The 21,321-nt window shown below is 45.4% G+C and carries 14 protein-coding genes and 1 tRNA gene; 4 read left to right on the top strand and 11 right to left on the bottom strand.

Annotation, left to right across the window (positions count from 1 at the left end; all coding sequences use genetic code 11):
* Positions 1–8: 8 nt before the first annotated feature.
* The 3 genes from RA086_RS00150 to yycF are packed head-to-tail and all read right to left on the bottom strand — an operon-like array spanning position 9 to position 3,907.
* On the bottom strand, positions 9–1,334 hold the full coding sequence (locus RA086_RS00150) for a YycH family regulatory protein (RefSeq protein WP_308701907.1): 1,326 nt from the start codon (positions 1,332–1,334) through the stop codon (positions 9–11).
* Positions 1,315–3,186 carry a cell wall metabolism sensor histidine kinase WalK gene (gene walK, locus RA086_RS00145; RefSeq protein WP_308701906.1) on the bottom strand — a complete coding sequence of 624 codons (1,872 nt, stop codon included), beginning with the start codon at positions 3,184–3,186 and terminating at the stop codon, positions 1,315–1,317. Before walK ends, RA086_RS00150 begins: the two co-directional genes overlap by 20 nt.
* Positions 3,187–3,199: 13 nt before the next feature.
* The gene (gene yycF, locus RA086_RS00140; RefSeq protein ID WP_308701905.1) at positions 3,200–3,907 is read right to left on the bottom strand and encodes a response regulator YycF; all 708 of its coding nucleotides are present in this window, start codon (positions 3,905–3,907) and stop codon (positions 3,200–3,202) included.
* Between the two features lie 317 nt (positions 3,908–4,224).
* On the opposite strand from yycF, the gene RA086_RS00135 reads away from it, so the two are divergent.
* From RA086_RS00135 to pgmB, 4 genes are all read left to right on the top strand, one after another.
* Positions 4,225–4,297, top strand: a tRNA-Lys gene (locus tag RA086_RS00135).
* Between the two features lie 157 nt (positions 4,298–4,454).
* Complete coding sequence (locus RA086_RS00130) at positions 4,455–4,886, top strand: pyridoxamine 5'-phosphate oxidase family protein (RefSeq protein WP_308701904.1); 432 nt, start codon at positions 4,455–4,457, stop codon at positions 4,884–4,886.
* Between the two features lie 863 nt (positions 4,887–5,749).
* On the top strand, positions 5,750–8,473 hold the full coding sequence (locus RA086_RS00125; protein WP_308701903.1) for a glycoside hydrolase family 65 protein: 2,724 nt from the start codon (positions 5,750–5,752) through the stop codon (positions 8,471–8,473).
* 13 nt (positions 8,474–8,486) lie between these two features.
* The gene (pgmB, locus tag RA086_RS00120) at positions 8,487–9,158 is read left to right on the top strand and encodes a beta-phosphoglucomutase (RefSeq protein WP_308701902.1); all 672 of its coding nucleotides are present in this window, start codon (positions 8,487–8,489) and stop codon (positions 9,156–9,158) included.
* A gap of 82 nt (positions 9,159–9,240) precedes the next feature.
* On the opposite strand, the gene RA086_RS00115 is transcribed toward pgmB, so the two are convergent.
* The 8 genes from RA086_RS00115 to glgB all read right to left on the bottom strand — a co-directional run bounded on the left by RA086_RS00115 (position 9,241) and on the right by glgB (position 21,165).
* Positions 9,241–9,729: an AAA family ATPase gene (locus RA086_RS00115; RefSeq protein WP_308701901.1), complete on the bottom strand. Its 489-nt coding sequence runs from the start codon at positions 9,727–9,729 to the stop codon at positions 9,241–9,243.
* A 158-nt stretch (positions 9,730–9,887) separates the two neighbouring features.
* Positions 9,888–10,655 (bottom strand): Cof-type HAD-IIB family hydrolase, encoded by a 768-nt coding sequence (locus RA086_RS00110; protein ID WP_308701900.1) that lies wholly within the window; start codon positions 10,653–10,655, stop codon positions 9,888–9,890.
* A gap of 611 nt (positions 10,656–11,266) precedes the next feature.
* A complete protein-coding gene (locus RA086_RS00105) occupies positions 11,267–13,084 on the bottom strand; it encodes a glycoside hydrolase family 13 protein (RefSeq protein ID WP_308701899.1) in 1,818 nt (605 codons plus the stop codon).
* Positions 13,085–13,101: 17 nt separating this feature from the next.
* A complete protein-coding gene (locus RA086_RS00100) occupies positions 13,102–15,507 on the bottom strand; it encodes a glycogen/starch/alpha-glucan phosphorylase (protein WP_308701898.1) in 2,406 nt (801 codons plus the stop codon).
* A gap of 19 nt (positions 15,508–15,526) precedes the next feature.
* The gene (gene glgA / locus RA086_RS00095; protein WP_308701897.1) at positions 15,527–16,966 is read right to left on the bottom strand and encodes a glycogen synthase GlgA; all 1,440 of its coding nucleotides are present in this window, start codon (positions 16,964–16,966) and stop codon (positions 15,527–15,529) included.
* Positions 16,959–18,131, bottom strand: a complete 1,173-nt coding sequence (glgD, locus tag RA086_RS00090) for a glucose-1-phosphate adenylyltransferase subunit GlgD (RefSeq protein WP_308701896.1) — start codon at positions 18,129–18,131, stop codon at positions 16,959–16,961. The genes glgA and glgD overlap by 8 nt, the downstream gene beginning before the upstream one ends.
* Positions 18,128–19,267: a glucose-1-phosphate adenylyltransferase gene (locus RA086_RS00085; protein WP_308701895.1), complete on the bottom strand. Its 1,140-nt coding sequence runs from the start codon at positions 19,265–19,267 to the stop codon at positions 18,128–18,130. Before RA086_RS00085 ends, glgD begins: the two co-directional genes overlap by 4 nt.
* On the bottom strand, positions 19,264–21,165 hold the full coding sequence (gene glgB / locus RA086_RS00080) for a 1,4-alpha-glucan branching protein GlgB (RefSeq protein WP_308701894.1): 1,902 nt from the start codon (positions 21,163–21,165) through the stop codon (positions 19,264–19,266). The genes RA086_RS00085 and glgB overlap by 4 nt, the downstream gene beginning before the upstream one ends.
* Positions 21,166–21,321 lie beyond the last annotated feature (156 nt).

Below are 21,321 nucleotides of genomic sequence, written 5' to 3'. Positions count from 1 at the left end.
CCGCCCCCTTACGATCCGCTCAGCATCGACGTATAAGTCCGCCAACTGCCATTGTAGTTGACGTAATATGTCGGCGTTAAGTCAATCACGAGTTTGGACGACTTATTTTGCGACCACTGATAACCGAGTTCGATGCTACCAATCTTATTATCTTTATAACCAGCGGCAATAAGCTGCTTGAGGACACTAGTGGAACTTGGTAGTGTCACCGCCGTTTGCTTACCGGTCGTTGGTACTGGCACTTGTAAACTATCCAGTGAGAAGTAGTAACGATCCAGTCCATTAGACGTCATCTGAATACGAACATCGCCATTTTCCGTTTGATTGAAAATTGGAAAACCTTCAACGTAACTGCGGTAAATGACGCTACTGCTAGTCGTGTCATAGCCATAGTAGCGAATATTATCCATCGGCACGCCGAGACTGACCAGATGGCTATAGCTCTTCTGCAGCTGCGTGGTAAATGAAATTTGCCGCGTGTCACCAGAATCACTGTAATCTTCAAAATAAACCGTCCCCAGTTTATTGTTGACCGTCATCCGTTTAAACGCCCCAGTCGTGTAAATCTGTTCACCATTATGCGTTCGGACGGACACGGACGAATTCCCATCCGCATCTAATAAACGGTTCGCGAGTTCGCTAGCTGATTGCTCGTTCATTAAATAGCTATAATGTTGCATCGTCACTGGTTGGGTGTAATCCAGATACGTTTCATTTGCTTCATAGGTCATTTTCACCGCAATCGCCGTGACTTTGTTAGCCTGTAAAACCTTACGCATCAACTTTAACGACTTCTTTTTTAGTCGGACACTATAAATCTGATGCTTACTATCATTGAGTAAATATAAGTGATCAACGTCATTGACTGGCACGACAATCCGACTGAATTCAGAGGAGCGATAGTTCTTCAAATTTTGATTAAAAATTGTGTTAAACATCGCTACTGTGACACTATCAGGAAAATTCAGCACGTACGAATCTTGCCCATTCAACAAGGCCTCGTAGCTTTTAGCTGAGGTGACGCGAACCTTTACGATACTCGTCGCCTGCCATCGACTAATCTGTTCTTTAAATTGACTGACCAGACTGACATTTTTATTAATTAATAACGTTTGTTTGCCAGCCGAATCTGTGTGTACCAATTGAGTTGGCAAATAAATATCATCGATCGTGCGCGTCGCCAAAGTTGAGTTTGAAGAAGCGGTACTAACCTTATTTTCCCGTTCATAACGTGATGGATTGGTCCAGATATACATGGACAAGCCCACACTGAGGAAGATTAGTAGGGTCAGGGTAATGGGTAAAATGAGGTGTCTAAGCTTGCGAGTCGTCATCCCAAAGATCCTCCTCTTCATAAGGTTCATATGGCAACGAGATGTAGAAAGTCGAGCCCTGACCCTCAACACTATCGACCCAGATACGACCACCTAACATTTGCACGACTTCCTTAGAAATCGCTAAACCAAGGCCAGTCCCACCTTGAGCTCGTGAACGCGCCTTATCGACTCGGAAGAACCGGTCAAAAACGTGCGTCAAGTCAGCCCGTGGAATCCCAAGACCTTGATCACTAATACTGATAATGACTTGGTTATGCGTTTCTAGTAGGCGACAAGTTACGACCCCACCATCGGGCGAATACTTGATTGCATTATTCATAATGTTATCTAAAACCTGCGTGAATTTATCGGTGTCAATTTCAACCCAAAGGTCGCGTTTCGTAAATTCCCGTTTAATCGTGTAGTATTTAGCCGGATTGTCATCTTTTTTCAGGATCATATCAAACCGATTCAAAACATAGTTAAACATTTCGTTGATATTGACCAACTCCATGTCCACCCGAGTCGTCCCAGAATCCATTCGTGACAAGCTTAAAAGCTCGTTGATCATCCGAATCATCCGGTCCGTTTCTTCTTGCGTAACTTTTAAGAAACCTGGGGCGACTTCAGGGTCTTTCCAGGCGCCATCACTCAAGGCTTCAATATAGCTCCGCAGACTGGTCAACGGTGTCCGCAATTCATGCGACACGTTGGAAACGAATTGTTTACGGTCATTATCGATCTTTTGTTGTTCCGTGACATCGTGCAAAACACAGACTAAGCCACTGATAAACCCAGATTCACGTTGGATCAATGAGAAATACGCATTTAAAATTAAATCTCGTTCATTCGATGAGAAATCCAGAGTGAGTTCATCTTGATTTTCAATCAGATCACGTAAGGAATAATCATCACGAATCTGCAACATATCCAAAATTGAATTACCAATCGCCTTTTCAGCGGTCACATCAACAAAATCTGAAGCTGTTTCATTAATAATCGTGATATTCCCACGACGATCCGTCGCAATGACCCCGTCACTCATGTGGGCAAGGACACTGTCTAACCGACGGCGTTCCGCTTCGGTCGATTCTTGTGATTCTTCAACGCGAATCGACAAGTTATTAATGGCACCAGCCAATTGACCCAGTTCATCATCACTATAAACACGAACTTGCCCAGCATAATCGCCGCGCGCGATCCGTTGTGTCTGACGTTTCATTTCTTCAATTGGTCGCGTAATTGCCCGGGCAATGATGATGGCAATCCCTAATCCTAAGGCCATTGCCACCAACGAAGCGACCGCGAAAATCTTCATAATTGAATTGATCGTGTTATAGACCGACTTCATGTTGGCCCGAACGTATAACACCCCGACTAACTGGCTGTTGTTCCCCGTTGTGTTAGAACTATACAATGGCACGATTGAAATATAGTACTGACTATTATTCGACGTATCATACGTATTCTTAGTATAAGAACGATTATTATATATCGCATTTTTGACATTACGATCCGTTGTTTTTTGACCAACTACGGCTTGATCATTCACATCATTAGTCCCACGAATCGTCCCTTTACTATCGATGACCCGGACTTCGTCAATATTTGAATTATTGATATCCGATAACATCGTTTTAATTTGGGCATTGGCTTTGGTCGTGTTACTTCCTGAGAGTTGTTCTGCCAACGAATTATCAATATAAGTCGGAATCTGAACTTGCGTTTTAAATTGCTGCAAATTTTCAGTTTCCAGTTGCCGGACAAAGATTGCGCCAACAATTTCCAGCGTAATTAACAGTAGCAACGCAAAAACGAGCGCAATTTTAAAATTAATCGACTTAAAAAAATTCTTTCGCTTAAGTTTCAACGCGATTTAACCTCTACTCATTTTCAGGATTGCGGAGATAATACCCGACACCCCGCCGTGTCACTAACCATTTCGGATGACTAGGATTATCTTCAACTTTTTCACGTAAACGCCGCACCGTCACATCAACGGTTCGCACATCGCCAAAATAGTCATAACCCCAAACCGTTTGCAATAAATGTTCACGAGTCATCACTTGGCCAATATGCTGAGCAAGATAATGAAGTAATTCAAATTCACGGTGGGTCAATTCAATGTTATCGCCCCGTTTGGAGACCATATAAGCATCTGGATGGATCACCAAATCACCAATTTCAATATCTGAATTGGTTTCTTCTTCAGCAGGTTGTGCCGCTGGAGTCCCTTGGCGGCGTAAGTTTGCTTTAACCCGCGCCACTAATTCACGATTTGAAAATGGCTTAGTGACATAATCATCCGCACCAAGTTCCAAACCAAGCACTTTGTCCAATTCAGAATCCTTGGCGGTAACCATAATAATTGGCATGTCATAATTTTTTCGAACTTGGCGGGCAACTTCAAGCCCATCCATTTTCGGCAACATTAAGTCTAAGAGAATCAGGTCTGGATGAACTTCATCCACTTTTTGCAAAGCCTCTTCACCATCAGCGGCGACGTGGACTTCGTAACCTTCCTTGGTTAAATTAAACTTCATAATATCTGAGATTGGTTTCTCATCATCAACAACTAATATTTTTTTCATAACGCTTCTTCCTCCTTAGGGGAAAACAGGTTGCAGTCAATTTTAGTAAACTTCGATTAATACGGGTCCGCTGAAGCTTGACCCGCGTCTGGACGGCTGAAAAATCTTTTCAGCACTATTTTTAGTATATCACAAATAACCTTGGCTTTCTTTGATTGCCAATCCGCATGACACCGCGTTTTAACGGCGACTAAATCTCGTTTTGAAACCATCATGAAACAAGCTTTTTACAGAAAAAGTCACTTTTTTTGAAAAAAAACGCAAAATAGTGTTGTCACGGGCTTCGTTTCATGATATTATATTTTTTGTTGAGTTATGGGCAGTTAGCTCAGCTGGCAGAGCAACGGACTCTTAATCCGTGGGTCCAGGGTTCGATCCCCTGACTGCCCATCTATAACCAAACCACTAATCAGTTTTCACGCCGTGATAATCCACCGTGAGAGCTGATTTTTTTGTATCTAAAAAACGGCTAATTTCCTTTTTGAGCATAACAGGTGACAAGGCCCTTCCTTATCCGGCATACTAGACCTAAAAGAAGGTGGCTAACATGCAACACACAACGCGTCAGGCTGCGCTACATATGATTCAAACGACGGCGGTGTTCACCGTTGCCACGATTGATGCCAGTGGTTTCCCAACCACGGTAGCGTTAAGCCCCTTGCCTTTAGATCGTAACTTAGAACAACTTTTCTTCTACACTAGTCGACAAACAACAACGGTAAAAAATATTCAGCGTTGCAACCGCGCAACGCTGTTTTGTTACCACCTTGCCGACTACGCTTCCTTAATGTTAAAGGGACATCTCACTTTAGTTGGTCATGAGGAGTTCACCACTGATTGGCGTAAGGAGCTCAGCCCTTTCCAACGCCGTTTAAACTATCACGATCCCGTCATCTTAAAATTTCAAACCAGCAGCATTAAGATCCGAGAAATGATGGCTATGGATCATTTAGAACTTTTACCAGAATCAAGTGAATAAGCCCCTAATTAACGTCTGGCGATTATATTCAGGCGTTTTTTACTGTTTAAAGATGGGTTCCGCTCCGCCAGTTAGGTCGGGTGTCCTGTGGGGACCGGCTTCAGCCATAAAGCGGTCTGAAGCCTCGCCTCAAAGCCGAAACTTCACGTCTTTAAGGTCGCCCCGTGAGCTAAGCCAGCTCAAAACGCTGGCTAACCTCACCGCCACGGGACTCTCAACCTAACTGGCTCCGCGCAACAAACTACCACTAAGACTTAGATTAAGTTGATCACTTGCCAACAAATAAAACGCCAAACGCTTTCGATTAGTGAACCTGAACACAAAAATATAGCCATCGAAACGACCCTTTTCAAGCTATTATTAATGATTAATCACAGTAGCAAGTAAAATTCCTTGTCCTCATTAAATAGTTAGCTTCATTTGAATATACGGCCAAGCAGAGCCAGCCAGGATCAGGGTGCCGTGTCGGCAAAGTCAGGTGGCGCACCATTGCCACCTGACTTTGCGGGACGACTTTGAAGACTTGCTTTTTAGGCTTCAAAGCGAGGTTCCAGACCGCATTGTGGCTGGGACCGGTCCCCATGGCACCCTGATCCTGGCTGGCGGCGCATTCAACAATCCAAAGGTGCTAATTTTCACGCCTAACACGCTACCAAATTGTCCGGAAAACCTACCTTAAAAGCAAGTAAAAGGACTAGTTTATTCAACTTAATTATTAATTTAATCTTTTCGCAAGTATAACAACGCTTACGGTGACAATATTTGTATCACGTAAAAATCTGGTCTAGGCTTGAAAGTGGGATAAGTATTTTCTACCTATTTATGACATTTTTTTAGTCAACTAACTAAGGAGTGGTTATTCGATGCAACTGATTAAATTACGAATTGAAAACGATGCCATGGACATTGCTTACTACCCAGTCGCAGACGAGCCTGCAACGACTCATTACGCGATTGCCTACAATCCTGACCAATCGATCAATGATAATCTAGAAAATATTAAAGTGAGGTTGGCCGGCTTAAAATTTGATGCCGCCATCCTTGAAAATGGTTTAGACTACGCGTTTTCCGACACCATTGTGGGGGTCAATTATGATCGGATCGACGTGGGGCTCGCGTTAACAAACCTGCTTAACATTCCGGTTGTGAGTCGCGCAGCCGTTGATCGCGATGGCCTCACTGCCGCCATTAAAGCTAAAAAAGCTTATTTAAACTGGCACCTTGACTACTATGGTCAATATCAAGGCGTCCGTAATAACGGACAAGAAGCCATGTTAACCGTTGGGAATGGTTACTTTGGCATCCGTGGCGCCTATGTTGAATCACATGCCGATAAAAACGATTATCCTGGAACTTACGTCGCTGGCGTCTTTGATCAGGAAACCACGACGATTAAAGATCACGCCGTCGTTAACGAAGATTTAGTCAACCTTCCTAATGCACAGTTCATGACTTTTGGTGTGGATCATCAGCAACCTTTCAGCATCAATGAACGTGACGTTCAAGATGTTTATCGAAGTCTCAATTTAAAAACTGGTCTACTGACAACGACCATGCTCATTCAATTGCCATCCGGACATATGCTTCAAGTCCAATCCCAAAAAATTGCCAATATGCAAGCTTGGCATCGCTTCAGCATTCGCTACACGGTCACACCAATTAACTTTTCTGGTTCATTGCAAATCTACTCCGAAATCGATGGAAGCGTTGTCAACGGCAACGTTAGTCGGTATAATGTTTTTGACCAGCATCATTTACAAACGTTGGGCATGGAATCTTGTGCGAATGCGATGTATCTTTCCGGTCAAACGAAGACTTCTAAGATCAACTATACGTTTGGGGCCAAATTAACGAGCCCAGATTGTGATACTAGCCAGCTGATTGACTTGAAGAATCAGCCTCAAGGCGTTCAACAGACCCTTTCACTCGCCGTTAAAGCCGGTCAAACTTATACCTTTGATAAGGATGTCGTCATTGCCACGAGTAACGTTAAAAACGATGACTTACTGAGTCACGTGGATACCGAACTAGCCAAGTCCAGCTTCAAAGATACCGTTAAGACTAGCGAAACTTATTGGACAAAGGCTTGGCATGACGCAGACATCAAGATTCATGGAGACTTAACAAGTCAACGACTGACTCGTGTGAATATCTTTCATAGCTTGGTTTCCGCTGCCGCACTTGAAAGTGGTCAACTAGACGCTTCTGCTGGGGCACGTGGTTTACATGGCGAAGCTTATCGCGGACACGTTTTTTGGGATGAAATGTTTATGTTGCCATTCTACGTGCTACACCGACCAGAATTAGCTAAACAACTGTTACTGTATCGGTATCGTCGCCTACCAGCGGCCCGGGCCAACGCGAAGGCGGCTGGTTTTGCAGGGGCCATGTATCCTTGGCAATCTGCACAAAAGGGTGACGAACAGGCGCAATTTACCCATTTGAATCCGATCACCAAAGCTTGGGATCCCGATAACAGTCGCTTGCAACGCCACGTGTCATTGGATATCGCTTATGATATTTGGACTTACACCCACGTGACGCAAGATGGCGAGTTCTTAGCAAAATACGGCATGGAAATGTTACTGTCAATTGCCGAATTTTGGATCAGTAAGGCCACTTTTGATAAAGCAACTGGCCGCTATAGTATCGCCGGGGTCATGGGCCCAGATGAGTTCCATGAAAACTACCCTAATAGTAAAACGCCGGGTTTAAAGAATAACGCCTACACCAATATGATGGTGGCTTGGTTATTCGATATCATTGCACAGTTACGGGAAAAGTTGGCTAATGCGGATTATCAAAAAGCCGCGGCGGCCGCCAATTTCAATACCGAGTTAGCCAATAAAATGGTTGATATCAGTCACAAGTTGACCTTGGACATTAACCAGAGTGGGATTATCGCTCAATTTGAAGGTTATTTCAACTTACCGACTCTCGATTTCCGAGCTTATCGTCAAAAATATGGTGATATTTCACGGATGGATCGTATTCTCAAAGCGGAAGGTAAAACGCCGGATGCCTATCAAGTGGCAAAACAAGCGGATACGTTGATGGCCTTTTATAACTTCGACGTCCCTACCGTTCAAAAACTGATTGAAAAGCTGGGCTATAAGCTACCAAAGGAATATTTGACCCATAACATCCAGTATTATTTGGAACGGACGACCCACGGCTCAACCTTGTCACGCATCGTGTACGCCGTTTTAAATCAACTGGATGAAAACTACGATCAAGCTTGGTCACTCTTCTCAGAAGCGCTGTTTTCAGACTATTACGACATTCAGGGTGGAACGACCGCCGAAGGGATCCATCTTGGCGTGATGTGTGCCACACTCTTACTTGAGACCCGCAACTTTGGTGGAGTCAGTGCGTTAGCCGATCAGTTACAAGTCAACCCACAGCTACCAGCGCATTGGCAGTCACTGAAGTTCAAGCACACATTCCGCGGCGCCCAATATACGTTTGTGATTAATCATGAAAAGATCACGGTCACGGCTGACCAAAAACGGTCAATTACAATTGCTGGTAAGAAACATCAATTACAAGCTAAAAAGCCACTCACAGTGGCCTATGCATCTAACTAGGAGGACGTTACAAATGGCAAAATTTGCAGATATTAAAGGATTTGTTTTTGATTTAGATGGGGTCATTACGGATACGTCCGTTTTTCATAGCCAAGCCTGGCACCAAGTTGCCGATAAGGTCGGCGTTAAATGGGATGATAGCTTGGCGGATGCTTTGAAAGGCATTAGCCGGATGGATTCACTAAACTTAATTTTAGCCAAAGATCATAAAGAAAATGATTTCACAACAGCTGAAAAAGAAGCTTTAGCAACCGAAAAAAACGATAATTATTTAAAGTTGGTGGCTCAAATGACCCCAGCTAACATTTTGCCAGGGATCCAAGCTTTCTTGGACGATTTAAAAGCTCAAGGTTACTTGTTATCCTTAGCTTCCGCTTCCAAAAACTCACCATTAGTGCTCAAGCATCTTGGTCTCGGCGACTATTTCACAAAGTCAGTTGACCCAGCTAGCTTGAAACACGGCAAGCCAGATCCAGAAATCTTCCGCCGAGGTGCAGAAATTCTCAACTTAGATCCAGCACAATGTATCGGGGTCGAAGATGCTGCCGCGGGCGTTCAATCAATCAATGGCGCGGGCGAAACTTCAATCGGGATTGGTGATCCTAAGGTCCTCGCAGCCGCTACGATCAACTTCACTGAAACCGCACAATTGACCTTAGCCAATATCAAAAAAGCACTGAACTAAGTGCTCAGTTACAGTAATTAGCATGATAAAACGGGTCTGGATTTTTCCAGGCCCGTTTTGTCGTGCTGATATCGCCCAAGACTTAAGCTTTAGTCAAGGCTATCGTAATTTGATTGACTTGTGTTTCAAGGCTAGCCGTTTGATCAAAACAGAGGTCTTCATACCCCAACAAGTCATCAGCCTGCCACCAGCTGGCTAAAGTCGCTCGATCAAAGGCGCCGGACTTCGTTTGATTGCGGTTAAAAGTCGTTTCGAATGGTAATTCAAAGTAACAAGTGATCATTTGTGACTGCCAGTGGTGTTTGAGATCCGCCAACATGGGGCCATAAACCGACTTCTTCAAAATACCTTCTAACAGAATCGTTTCAAATTGTTGCGCTTGTCCCCAAACAATCAACGCCTGCATGAGTGGAATAGCCGGCGTCCCCACATGATCAGGCGCCTGTAAAATGACGCGTCGAATGGTATCCTGACTGAGCAGTAACGTTGTCGGCCCTAAAGCTCGTAACAAGGCTTTCGCGGTTGTCGTCTTTCCCGCACCAGAATTTCCACGTAAAACGACTAATTTCATGCTGGCATCCCCTTTATTTAATTATAGCAATCGTGACCAACTTTGACATTGCCACTCAAAGTTTTGTCTTATAAAAAGCCGCGATGCCCTGAACCCAAAATTCGGATCAGGTCATCGCGACTGCTTTACAATCTTCAATTAAATTGATTTTTACTTGCTTAAATTAAATCAAAATGGGCTAAGCCTTTTTTAATACCATCGTGCATGTTATCGGCAGTAATGTACGCCGCTAAATGTTTCACGCTGGCTAAGCCATTTCCCATCGCAACCGGCTTATCGACCATCTGAAACATTTCAAGATCGTTAGCCGCATCCCCAAAAGCATAAGTTGGAATGCCTGTTAAACCAGCATTGACTAGAATATCATGAATCCCGGTTGCTTTAGAAACACCCCAGATCATGGTGTCCAAAGCCCGCGGATTGTTGCGGACAAACGTTAATTGACCATAATAACGCCATTGATACTTCTCGGCGCTAATCGGATCAAACGTCAGCAGGAAATTAATGTGTTGACGCCGATAGAAATCCGGTTGAACACGCGCATACTGATGTAACCCACGATAATTTGCCACGGTTAATGCATCGCGATGGCTCAACGCAAAACCGGCGTTATTATAGTATGCCAACGCATCCTGATGCTGATTCGCATAGTGGGTAATATCGGCCAGTAAGCCCTTATCCATCTCATGTGCTGCTAAAAATTTTCCTTTATATTGCACGTAACTCCCGTTCGCACTCACAATCGAATCGATGCCCGTTTGCCGCATAATATCGGCAACTTCAAACACATTACGACCCGTTGCAATGACCGGTAAAACTTGATTGGCTTTTAATTGTTTAATCGCCGCGACACTACTTGGTGCGACTGTTTTGTCATCACGCATCAAAGTGCCATCAAGGTCGAAAAATACTACTGCTTGATACACTCGATTACCTCCTAATACTTATTCAAATTGCCTGAAGCACTAAACTAAATTGGCCAATGCTTCATCTCCATGAACCATCAGCACATTGTTGTGTTCATACGCCAAAAAAATATCGCTGGTCCACTCCGACATTAAATAGTGTTTTATGAAAGCCAATTGATATTAGACTTTTTGATTTAGCGCAGGGCGGGCTGGATGATGCTCAGTGGTGAAATTTCTCTTGGCTGGTGAATTTCCAGCTTAGAGAAAGCCCGGCTTGTGAGACCGCCTTTTGGCTCACAAACGTGGCCACCACGTTCCAGCATCAGTCCAGACCAACCGAAGCGGCAAGTTAAGCATAAATCATGACAATGCACTAGTTCTCTCTGTTCTCATTATACCGCGTAACTTAACTAACCATGAAAATCGGGTTTGAAACATTGGGGTGTTTTCTGAAAAACTAGACAACTCAAAAAAGCCATGACTAAATCAAGGAAAGTCATGGCTTTTTCTACGTCTCTTAAGGATCGACGGGGATACTTCTTAATGACATAATCGCGGGGTGCTGATTAAGAAGTACAGTTATAATATAGCGAACCCCGTCATACCGAACTATCGCATTCATGTAAACTTCAAGTAAAGTTTTCAATAACTTGTAGCTGACTGCCCGGCAACTTTTTTCCAACTAACTGCTGTTTGATCGCAGTGGCGAGTTGGTCTGGTACCACTTCAAGTTCACAGTCGGCCGCAGTCATTTGCTGGGTCATCGTCGTGACATTGATGACCACCAACACTTGAGCATGGCCTTGCCAATACACGTAGCCAATGCCGTAATCCGCCAAGTAGAATGGCGCAAAATTTGCGGTATTGAGCCACGGATGATTCTGTCGCCAATGAGTCCATTGCGAAACGACTTGAATCTCAGCTTGATCAGCTCGCGCCCACGGGTAAAACGCCCGATTGTCGGGATCTTTGCCACCAGTCATCTTCGCTTCATCCCCATAATAGAGACAAGGCACGCCGGGCAATGTCAGTAGCATGCCGAATGCTAGGCGTAACCGCGCCAAGTCGTCCTGCAACATCGTCAAAATTCGCGGCGTATCGTGACTACCAAGATTATTAAAGTTAAACTGGAACGTCGTTTGCGGGTAGTTTTCTTTCAGCGTCATCAACTCGCGCCACCAATCAGCCGGCGCCATGGTCCCCGTTAAAACATGGATAATTAACTGCCGTAACGGATAATTCATCACTGCTTGCAGCCCACCACCTTCTAAATAATGCCGGCGTTGACCATAAGCGAGCTTGTGAGAAGCATCTTCCCAGACTTCACCGATTAATACTTTATCCGCATAGTGATCCAGTGCTTGACGAATACCGGCAATAAAGTCATCCGGTAACTCATCCGCGACATCTAGCCGCCAACCATCCACACCACGAGCCGTCCAATAATCAATCACTGACTCTGAGGAGCCAAAAATAAACTCACGATAACTCTGATTGGTTTTATCAACCGTTGGTAGATCGCCAACGCCCCACCAACTGTCATAGTCGCTCGGGTAATTAGTGAAGGTGAACCAAGGATAATACGGGCTCGTCCGTGATTGTGCGGCCCCCACCGTATCGTAGTGACCACTGCGATTAAAATACCGTGATTCCACCCCAACGTGGTTAAAGACGCCGTCTAAGATCAGCCGCATGCCCGCATGATGCAAGGCGTGGACTAAATGGTCAAAATCAGCTAAATCACCCAAAATGGGATCAATTTTCAAATAATCGCCGGTATCATAACGATGATTGCTCGTTGCTTGAAAGATGGGCGTTAGATACAAGATCGTGACGCCTAACTTTTTCAGATACGGAATTTTGGCTTCAATCCCGCGCAAATTACCACCATAGAAATCCCAGCGTAAAATAGCTTGATCTGCGCCGCGAATATACATGGGCAGATCACTCGTTCGCCCATAAATAAAACTATTCGGTTTAGGCGCATTGACGTGCCCATCTGCATTGCCATTATAAAAACGATCCACAAAAATCTGATAGGCCACGCCCTCACGATACCAACGCGGTAATTTCTCAACAGCAGCCAGAATCGTCAACTGGTACATTTGGACTTGTTCACGCCGTGCATATTGGACGCCTGGGCCTCCGTAACCGCCATCTACACAGCCATAAAAGACTGTATCGTTATCAGTGACGACGCAAAAATAGTAAAAGTAAAGTCCGGCGTCAGTGGGACTGAACGTCACTTGATAGCGGGTCGGTTCAATCCGCGTCATCGTTAAAGGTTGTTCTTCATCCCAGTGCCCGTCTTGTACCATGCACAAGATCACCTGTCGAATCGCCGCATTGGCTTTAACGGCTAATGAAAAGTGCACCGGGGTGTGCTGTGTTACCGCACCAAAGGGGGTTTTGTATTGATGTTGAAAAGAATCATAATCAAGTTGCACTTGCCCACACCCCTTTTTTATTGGCCTAATTTAGCGTGTGGCACTTGCCAAATATCATCGCTATAGCGAGCCACCGCTAAATCAGCCGAGAAAACGCCAGATGCCGCAATATTGGCTAAGGCTTTACCTTGCCACTGCGTTTGATCTTCATAATCATGAGCGATCTGCCGTTGTTGCTGGACATAGCTTTCATAATCGGCTAGTACGAAAAATTCGTCGTTATACTTTAACAAGGAATCGTAAATTTCACGACCCTCAGTACTGATCCCCGGAATCGTGCCATCAATTAGCGTGTCCAAAATCCGTTTCAATTCAGGGTCCGCATTGTAAAAGTCCGCGGCCTGATAATCACCGCGCTGATAGTAACCGTAGACCGCCTTAGCCGTCAGCCCAAAGGCGTATTCGTTGGCTTCACCCGCAGCCTCAATAATGTCAATGTTCGCACCATCAAGTGTCGCCAGGGAAACGGCCCCATTAGCCATCAGCTTCATGTTGCTCGTCCCGGAGGCTTCTTTAGAGGCCGTCGAAATCTGTTCGCTGACGTCCGCGGCAGGAATGATCAACTCACCTAAGGAAACGCCGTAATTCGGGATAAACGCTACCTTCAACCGGTCTCCAATGGCTGGATCGTGATTGACGAGATCAGCCAGCGCATTGATCAATTTAATAATCGACTTCGCGTAATGATAGCTGGGAGCGGCTTTAGCGCCAAAAATATGCACCCGCGCTGGTTCCACTGCTTCAGGCTGATCTTTGATTGCTAAATACTCACGAATAATCTCAAAAACATGCAACAGTTGCCGTTTGTAGGCGTGGAGTCGCTTGATCTGAACGTCAAAAATCGCATCCGTCCTGATGTCGATGCCCAGCGTCTGCTTGATATACGCCGCTAGTGCGGCCTTATTTTGCACTTTGACCGCCATTAACTGTTTTAAGAACTTCGCGTCGTGCTGATAAGCCGTTAGCGTCTTCAACTCATTCGGTTGCTGGCGCCAAGTTGACCCGATCTTCGAATCGATCAAATTGGCCAAAGGTTCATTAGCCAATTGCACCCAACGCCGCGTCGCAATCCCATTAGTCTTATTGTTAAAGCGTTCTGGGTAAACTTGATATAAGTCGCGCAAAACATCTTCTTTGAGTAATTCCGTGTGCAGCGGTGCCACGCCATTGACGCTATGACTGCCAATGACCGCTAAAAAGGCCATCCGTACTTGTCCGTTTCCAAGTGGCGCCGTCCGATTAACCAGCTCCTCACCAAAGATCGGTGTTTTAGCAACTCGGTAACGACGGTCGATTTCAGCCACGATTTGATAGAGCCGTGGTAATAATCCTTTGAACATCTCAATTGGCCATGTTTCGAGCGCTTCTTGCATAATCGTATGGTTCGTATAACTCATGACTTGCGTCGTCAACGCCCAAGCAACCTCCCAAGAACAATGATGTTCATCCATCAGCAACCGCATCATTTCAGGAATGACTAACGTCGGATGTGTATCATTGATATGAATGGCGATCTTATTCGCGAGTTCTTTGACCCCTTGATGATGCAAGCCAAAATGGCGGATGATACTTTGGACCCCAGCGGATGAGAAGAAATACTCTTGCCGTAGCCGCAATGCTTGCCCTTCAGAGTTCGAATCATCTGGATAGAGGACCTTAGTAATGTCGTCAATCCGATCTCGCCGTGCTTGTGAAAAGGTGGTATTATCCGCACTAGGCGGTAACTCTGCCGACCATAACCGCAACGTATTCGTGACATCGTTGTGGTAGCCGACCATGCCGACATCGTAAGGAACCGCCCAGACGTCATCGGTATTTTCAGATATGGCCTTTAAGCTGCCGTCCGGTTGTGGTTGCATCCAGACATTCCCACCAAAACGAACCAGACAGGCTTTATTTTCTCGCCGGATCTCCCAGACGTTCCCGTTTCGTAACCAATCGTCAGGCAATTCCACCTGATAGCCATCCATGAATACTTGCTTGAAGAGACCGTAACGATAACGAATCCCGTTACCATTACCGGCGATGCCTAAGCTTGCCATCGAGTCCATATAACAGGCTGCTAATCGCCCGAGGCCGCCATTGCCTAAGCCTGGATCGGGTTCGGCCGCACTGATTGCCGCAAAGTCTAAGCCGAGTTCAGTCAGGCCTTGGCGCACCGTGTCTAGTAATCCCAAATTGAGTAAGTTTGATTTTAATAATCGACCTGGCAAAAATTCAATTGAAAAATAATAAACTTGTTTGTCATCGTGTTGCCGATAGCGGTCACCAGTTTGCTTCCAATTTGACCCATCATAGCGGCGTACCAGGTGACCGAGTGCGATGAACTGATTGAGTGCCGAGGTATCACTTAAATCTGTCGCATACAACGTCTTAATTTCCGCTAAAAAATCTTCTTTAAATTGTGCCCGTGTTAACTTCAAGGCTCGTCCCCCCTAAATCCTAACTCGTGATCGTCGTATAAATTTGCTGATATTTTTGGGCTGACCGCTCCCAACCAAAATCTGGGGCCATCGCCTGCTGCTGCAATTGCTGCCAAGCAGCCGGGTTCTGGTCATAGAGGGTCACGGCCATTGTCATGATTTGCCGTAACACGTCTGGTTGATAAGCTTCAAAGCCAAAACCGGTCCCTGCACCAGTGTATTGATTATACGGCACAACGGTATCTTTCAAACCACCCACTAAATGAACGAGTGGCAAGGTTCCATAGCGCATCGCCATCATTTGTGACAAGCCAGATGGTTCAAACGCAGACGGCATCAAAAAGATATCGCTGCCGGCGTAGATTTGTTGCGCTAATGTCACATCAAATTTAATTTGCGCGGCTACTTGATCTGGATAAGCCGATTGATAAACTCTAAAGGCCTGTTCCAAAGTTGGATCACCAGTCCCTAGAATGATGACTTGCGCGGACTGAACTTTCAAGAAGTCATCTAACGCATCCAATAAGAGTTCCATGCCTTTTTGCGTTGTTAGACGAGAAACCACTGCCAATACTGGCACATCCGCAGTCGGCAACCCAACAGCCTGTTGAAGTGCGGCTTTATCGACTTTTTTGGGTGCTAAGTCTTTAGCCGTATAAGTCGCCGCTAAGGCAGCATCCGTCGCTGGATCATAGAGTTGTGTCTCAATACCATTCATAATTCCGCTCAGTTTACCTTGATTAGCCCGTAACACCCCGTCTAAGCGTTCACCAAACTGTGGCGTTTGAATCTCTTGCGCGTAAGTGGGTGACACGGTATTGACCGCATCCGCAAAATTGATCCCAGCCTTTAAAAAGTTGACCTGACCATAAAAGGCGATGCCTTCTTCGTTAAAAGTTTGCCACCCGATCTTAAACAAGCTGTCCAAAATAATCGGATCATAGATACCCTGAAATTGTAGATTGTGAATCGTCAGTAACGTTTTGATCTGCCGGTAGGCCTGAATCCAATAATATTTTTCTTTCAGTAAAACTGGAATAAAGGCAGTGTGCCAGTCATTCAGGTGCAGCACATCTGGAATATAGGCCACCCGTTCCATCATTTCGCAGATTGCCATTTGGAAAAAGGCAAACCGTTCGCCGTCATCCCAATAGCCGTACATGTTCTCGCGACCAAAATAATCTTGGTTATCGATCAGATAATACGTCAGGCCGGCCAGCTTAATCGTTTTAATCCCACAATAGCGCGGGGTGTCACCAACTTGGACGGTAAAGTGCAAGACGTCTTTGACTTGGTCGCGATATTGCGCTGGAAATAATTTTTCATAATAAGGAATGACGACTCGCACCGTGGTTTTCGCGGCCTTCAACGCCCGTGGTAACGCCAGACTCACATCACCTAGACCCCCACTTTTGTAAAATGGGGCGGCTTCCGCAGCAGCAAATAAGACTTTAGACACTGGCGACCACCTCCGTTTGGCGAAAGATATGTTGCCCCTTACCAATCACTAATGGTTCCGTTGGGGTTCCTTTCAAAATCAGATTAGGGCCAATGACCACGTTCTTATCCACGATGGCGTTCTCCACCTTCGTGCCGGCGCCAATACGAGTTCCTTGCATGATCACTGAATCCTTGATCTGACTGCCGCGATTAATGAGCACATTGCGGAAGATGACGGAATGAGCCACTTGACCTTCAATATAGCCACCAGTCCCACATAAACTTGCTCGGAATTGCGAGCCTTCCGCAAAAAATGTTGGCACCTCATTTTTGACCTTCGTATAGATCTGCCGCGAACTATAGAAAAGTGCCCGGAATTTAGCTTCGTCTAAAATTGCCATATTCGCAGCGAAGTAACTGGATAAGTCATGAATATTAGCCTGAAAACCAGTATATTCAAACGCATTTGCATTATGCTGAATGACCGCTTGTTTCATCAATTCTTCCAAACCAATCAAGTCACCACGCCGATTAGCTTCTTGTAAAATTTCAATTAAGTCCACAGTACTCATTAAATAAATATCCATATTCTTCGCCACAGTCGTTGCCGTCTTAGGCACTTTTGCTTGGGCTTTTTGAATCACTGCGGTTGCCATGCCTTTATCCGTCAATTGTAAGACGGTATTTTGTGGTGCCAATACTTGTGGGTCCACCCGTTTATACACGGTCGTCACTGGGTTGTCACGTTCTTCGTGATATCTGAGTAACGCCTTCAAATCAATGTTTCCCACATTTCGCGTACTCATAATGACGGAATATTCACTATGGCTGCGTTTTAAAAATAAAATCGAATTATCATAATAATGATGAATCAACGTTGCACGTTTCTCGGGGGCGACTAACTTTAAGTCGTTGTACGGATACATGAACAAGCCACCCCGAATCGTATCGAGATTCCAGTCACGACCACTCCGCAAATGGTCGGAAACAGAACGCCCAGACCGCGGCGACGTGACCATCACATTTTGAATGCCGGCATTGATCACACTCGATAATGGAAAATCTAATAGCCGATAACGGCCACCAAATGGCAACATCCCCACGGGTCGATTCGTCGTCAAAGGTTCTAATGCTTCCCAAGGTTCCACCAAATTAATAATTGCACTGACACTGCCTCGCTTCATGGTTTCTCCACCCCCACAACTTCATCATAGCCAACGACCGCAATATCTGTCGCGGTCCCTTTCACTACTGCATCATCACCAATAATCGCTTCTTCACCGATCAACGCGTGATCGATCACCACATTTTTACCAATCGTGGCACCCGGCATCACCATGCTATCGACCACTCGGCTACCCATCCCAACGGAGACTCGTTGCGACAAGATTGAATGATCAACTTCACCAGCAACATAACAGCTGTCAACAATCATCGAATTATTGACTTGACTCGTCTCGGTCAAAAACATCGGCGGTAAAACTTGGGCCTTCGAATAGATACGCCAACTGTTATCGCCAATATTCAAGCGGTTATGTGGTGACAAGAATTCCATATTCGCTTGCCACAAGCTCTGAATTGTCCCCACATCTCGCCAATAACCCTTAAATGCGTAGGCATACACTGACTCATTGTGTGCTAAATAAGCTGGAATGACATTCTTACCGAAGTCTTCCATTGATTTGTCCGTGGCATAGCTATTCACTAAATATTTCCGAAGGGTTGGCCAATTAAAGATGTAAATCCCCATGGAGGCCTTGTCGCTCTTAGGATGTTCCGGCTTTTCTTCGAATTCGATGATGCGGTCGGTCTCATCCGTATTCATCATCCCAAACCGTTGCGCTTCTTGCTTGGTGACAGGAATCACCCCGACAGTCAACGACGCTTTTTTAGCTTTGTGATAATCCAACATGGCATCGTAGTCCATCTTATAAATGTGGTCACCAGATAAAACTAATAAATATTTTGGATTTTGTTGATCAATATACTCAATATTTTGATAAATGGCATGCGCAGTCCCAGCGAAAAATTTCTCGCCTTCAGTTGATGAATAGGGCTGCAAAACCGTCACACCAGCATTTAAACCATCTAGTCCCCAACTGGACCCATTACCAATGTGCGCGTTGAGTTCCAACGGTTGATACTGGGTGATTACACCGACCGTTTTGACGCCGGAGTTGGCGCAGTTACTCAAGGTAAAGTCAATAATCCGGTAACGGCCACCAAATGGGACTGCAGGTTTCGCCGTGCCCTTTGTCAGTTTACCTAAACGAGTCCCCTGACCCCCAGCTAAAATAATGCCTAACATATCCTCATTCATTTTTTCGACTCCCTTTTCACTTGACGTGGCCGAATCAGCAAAGCGCCCATCGCGGGTAGCGTCACTTCGAAGCTGGCCGGCTGACCTTTATGCGGTCGGTTAACTGCAATAAAAGTCGTCTCCAGCTTGGTCCAAGTCCCACCAAATGCTTTAGCTTCAGTGTTTAACAATAGTTCGTACTCCCCAGAATACGGGACGCCAATACGGTATCGACGCCGCTCCACCGGGACGAAATTAAAAGCAGCGATGACGAAACTATACTTCCGTTTGGCCTGACGAATAAAGCCTAGCGTCGAACTCGCCGCGTCATCCGTATTGCTATAAACGATGCCACGCGGTTCATGATCCAGTTCCCACAACGGTCGATTGGCCGTATAGACTTGATTCAAGGCAGCAGTAAAGTGTTGCATCTGCCGATTGAGCGGGTCCTTCAAATCGACCCATTCCAATTGATCCCAATCACGCCATTCTAAAAATTGCCCCCATTCTGATCCCATAAAGTTCAACTGTTTGCCTGGAAATGCCGCCATATAAGTCAGCATCGTCCGTAAATTCGCAAATTGGTTATACCGATCACCTGGCATTTTGTGCATCAACGATTTTTTGCCATGAACCACTTCATCATGTGAGAACGGTAAAATAAATTGCTCGTCAAACATATAAACAAACGCAAATGTGAGCAATTTGTAATGATCATGCCGATATAAGGGATCCATTTCAAAAAAATCCAAAGTGTCGTGCATCCAGCCCATATTCCACTTGTAATTAAAGCCCAATCCGCCTTGGGCAACGGGACCAGTAACTTGTGGAAACGAGGATGATTCTTCAGCAATCATTAAAACATCAGGATGCCGCTCAAAAACGGCGGTATTCAAGGCTTGTAAGAACGCGATGCCGGCTAAATTACGATTGTCGCCATATTGATTGACTTGGCCTTCACGACCTTCGTCGTAATCCAAATACAGCATGTTTGAGACGGCATCGACGCGTAGTCCGTCCAAATGACACGTTCCAAGCCAATATAAAGCGCTCGATATCAGAAAGCTTTGAACTTGAGTTTTACCGAGATCAAAATTCCACGCGCCCCAACGATGATTGTCAGCCTGATCGGGATCTGCATATTCGTAAGTCGGGGTGCCGTCATAGTGATATAAGGCATCATAATTGCGAATAAAATGGCCTGGCACCCAATCCACAATGACGCCAAGATTCGCTTGATGACATTGATCGATGAAACTCAAGAAATCCTCGCGACTGCCAAAACGACTCGTTGGCGCAAAATAACCAAACTGCTGATAGCCCCAAGAGGCGTCCAATAAGTGTTCCATTACCGGCATGAGTTCTAAATGTGTATAACCCATTTGATGAGCATACGGAATTAATTCAGCCGCTAATTCGGCATACGTGTCATAATCCCCATTTGAATGTCGTCGCCAAGATCCCAGATGAACTTCGTAAATATTGATGGGGCGATTGGCTGGATTGGATTTTTTCCGGCGCGCCAGCCATAAGCTGTCATGCCATTGCTTCGTGATAGGCGCGAGCACCACAGCCGCATCACCCGGTTTACGTTCAAACTGTTGTGCGAATGGATCAACTTTAAGTTGCTTGGCCCCGTCAGCGCTCGTGATTTCAAATTTATATAACTCACCCACTTTGACTTGTGTTAACTCCCCGGCCCAGATACCGGTCGTACCAACCGGTGTTAACGCCGTTGGCTTCCACTGATTAAACGTCCCAACAACCCCGACCGCTTGGGCTTGCGGCGCCCAGACACGAAAACTCACTCGACCGTCTGCTTCCACGTGACAGCCTAAATAATCCTGACTTTGAAACCCCTGTCCCGTATTGAATAAATAACTTTGCGTGGCAGTTGTGGTTAGTTCTGTCTCTGCCAAAATAATCCCACCTCCTGCATGTGATACATTGAACAATCATAACTTAACCTTAGTATACGGCCAGTTTCAGCCCTTTACTATCCTTGATAAGGTGGCCTTATTAAAGGCAAAATTTTTGAATGAATGCCGGTCTAATAGTATTCCTGTCGGTTTTGG

The organism is Lactiplantibacillus brownii (assembly GCF_031085375.1).
GTDB classification, from domain to species: Bacteria; Bacillota; Bacilli; order Lactobacillales; family Lactobacillaceae; genus Lactiplantibacillus; species Lactiplantibacillus brownii.
Note: the sequence above shows the minus strand (reverse complement) of the source record. Positions and strands in the feature narration are given on the sequence as shown.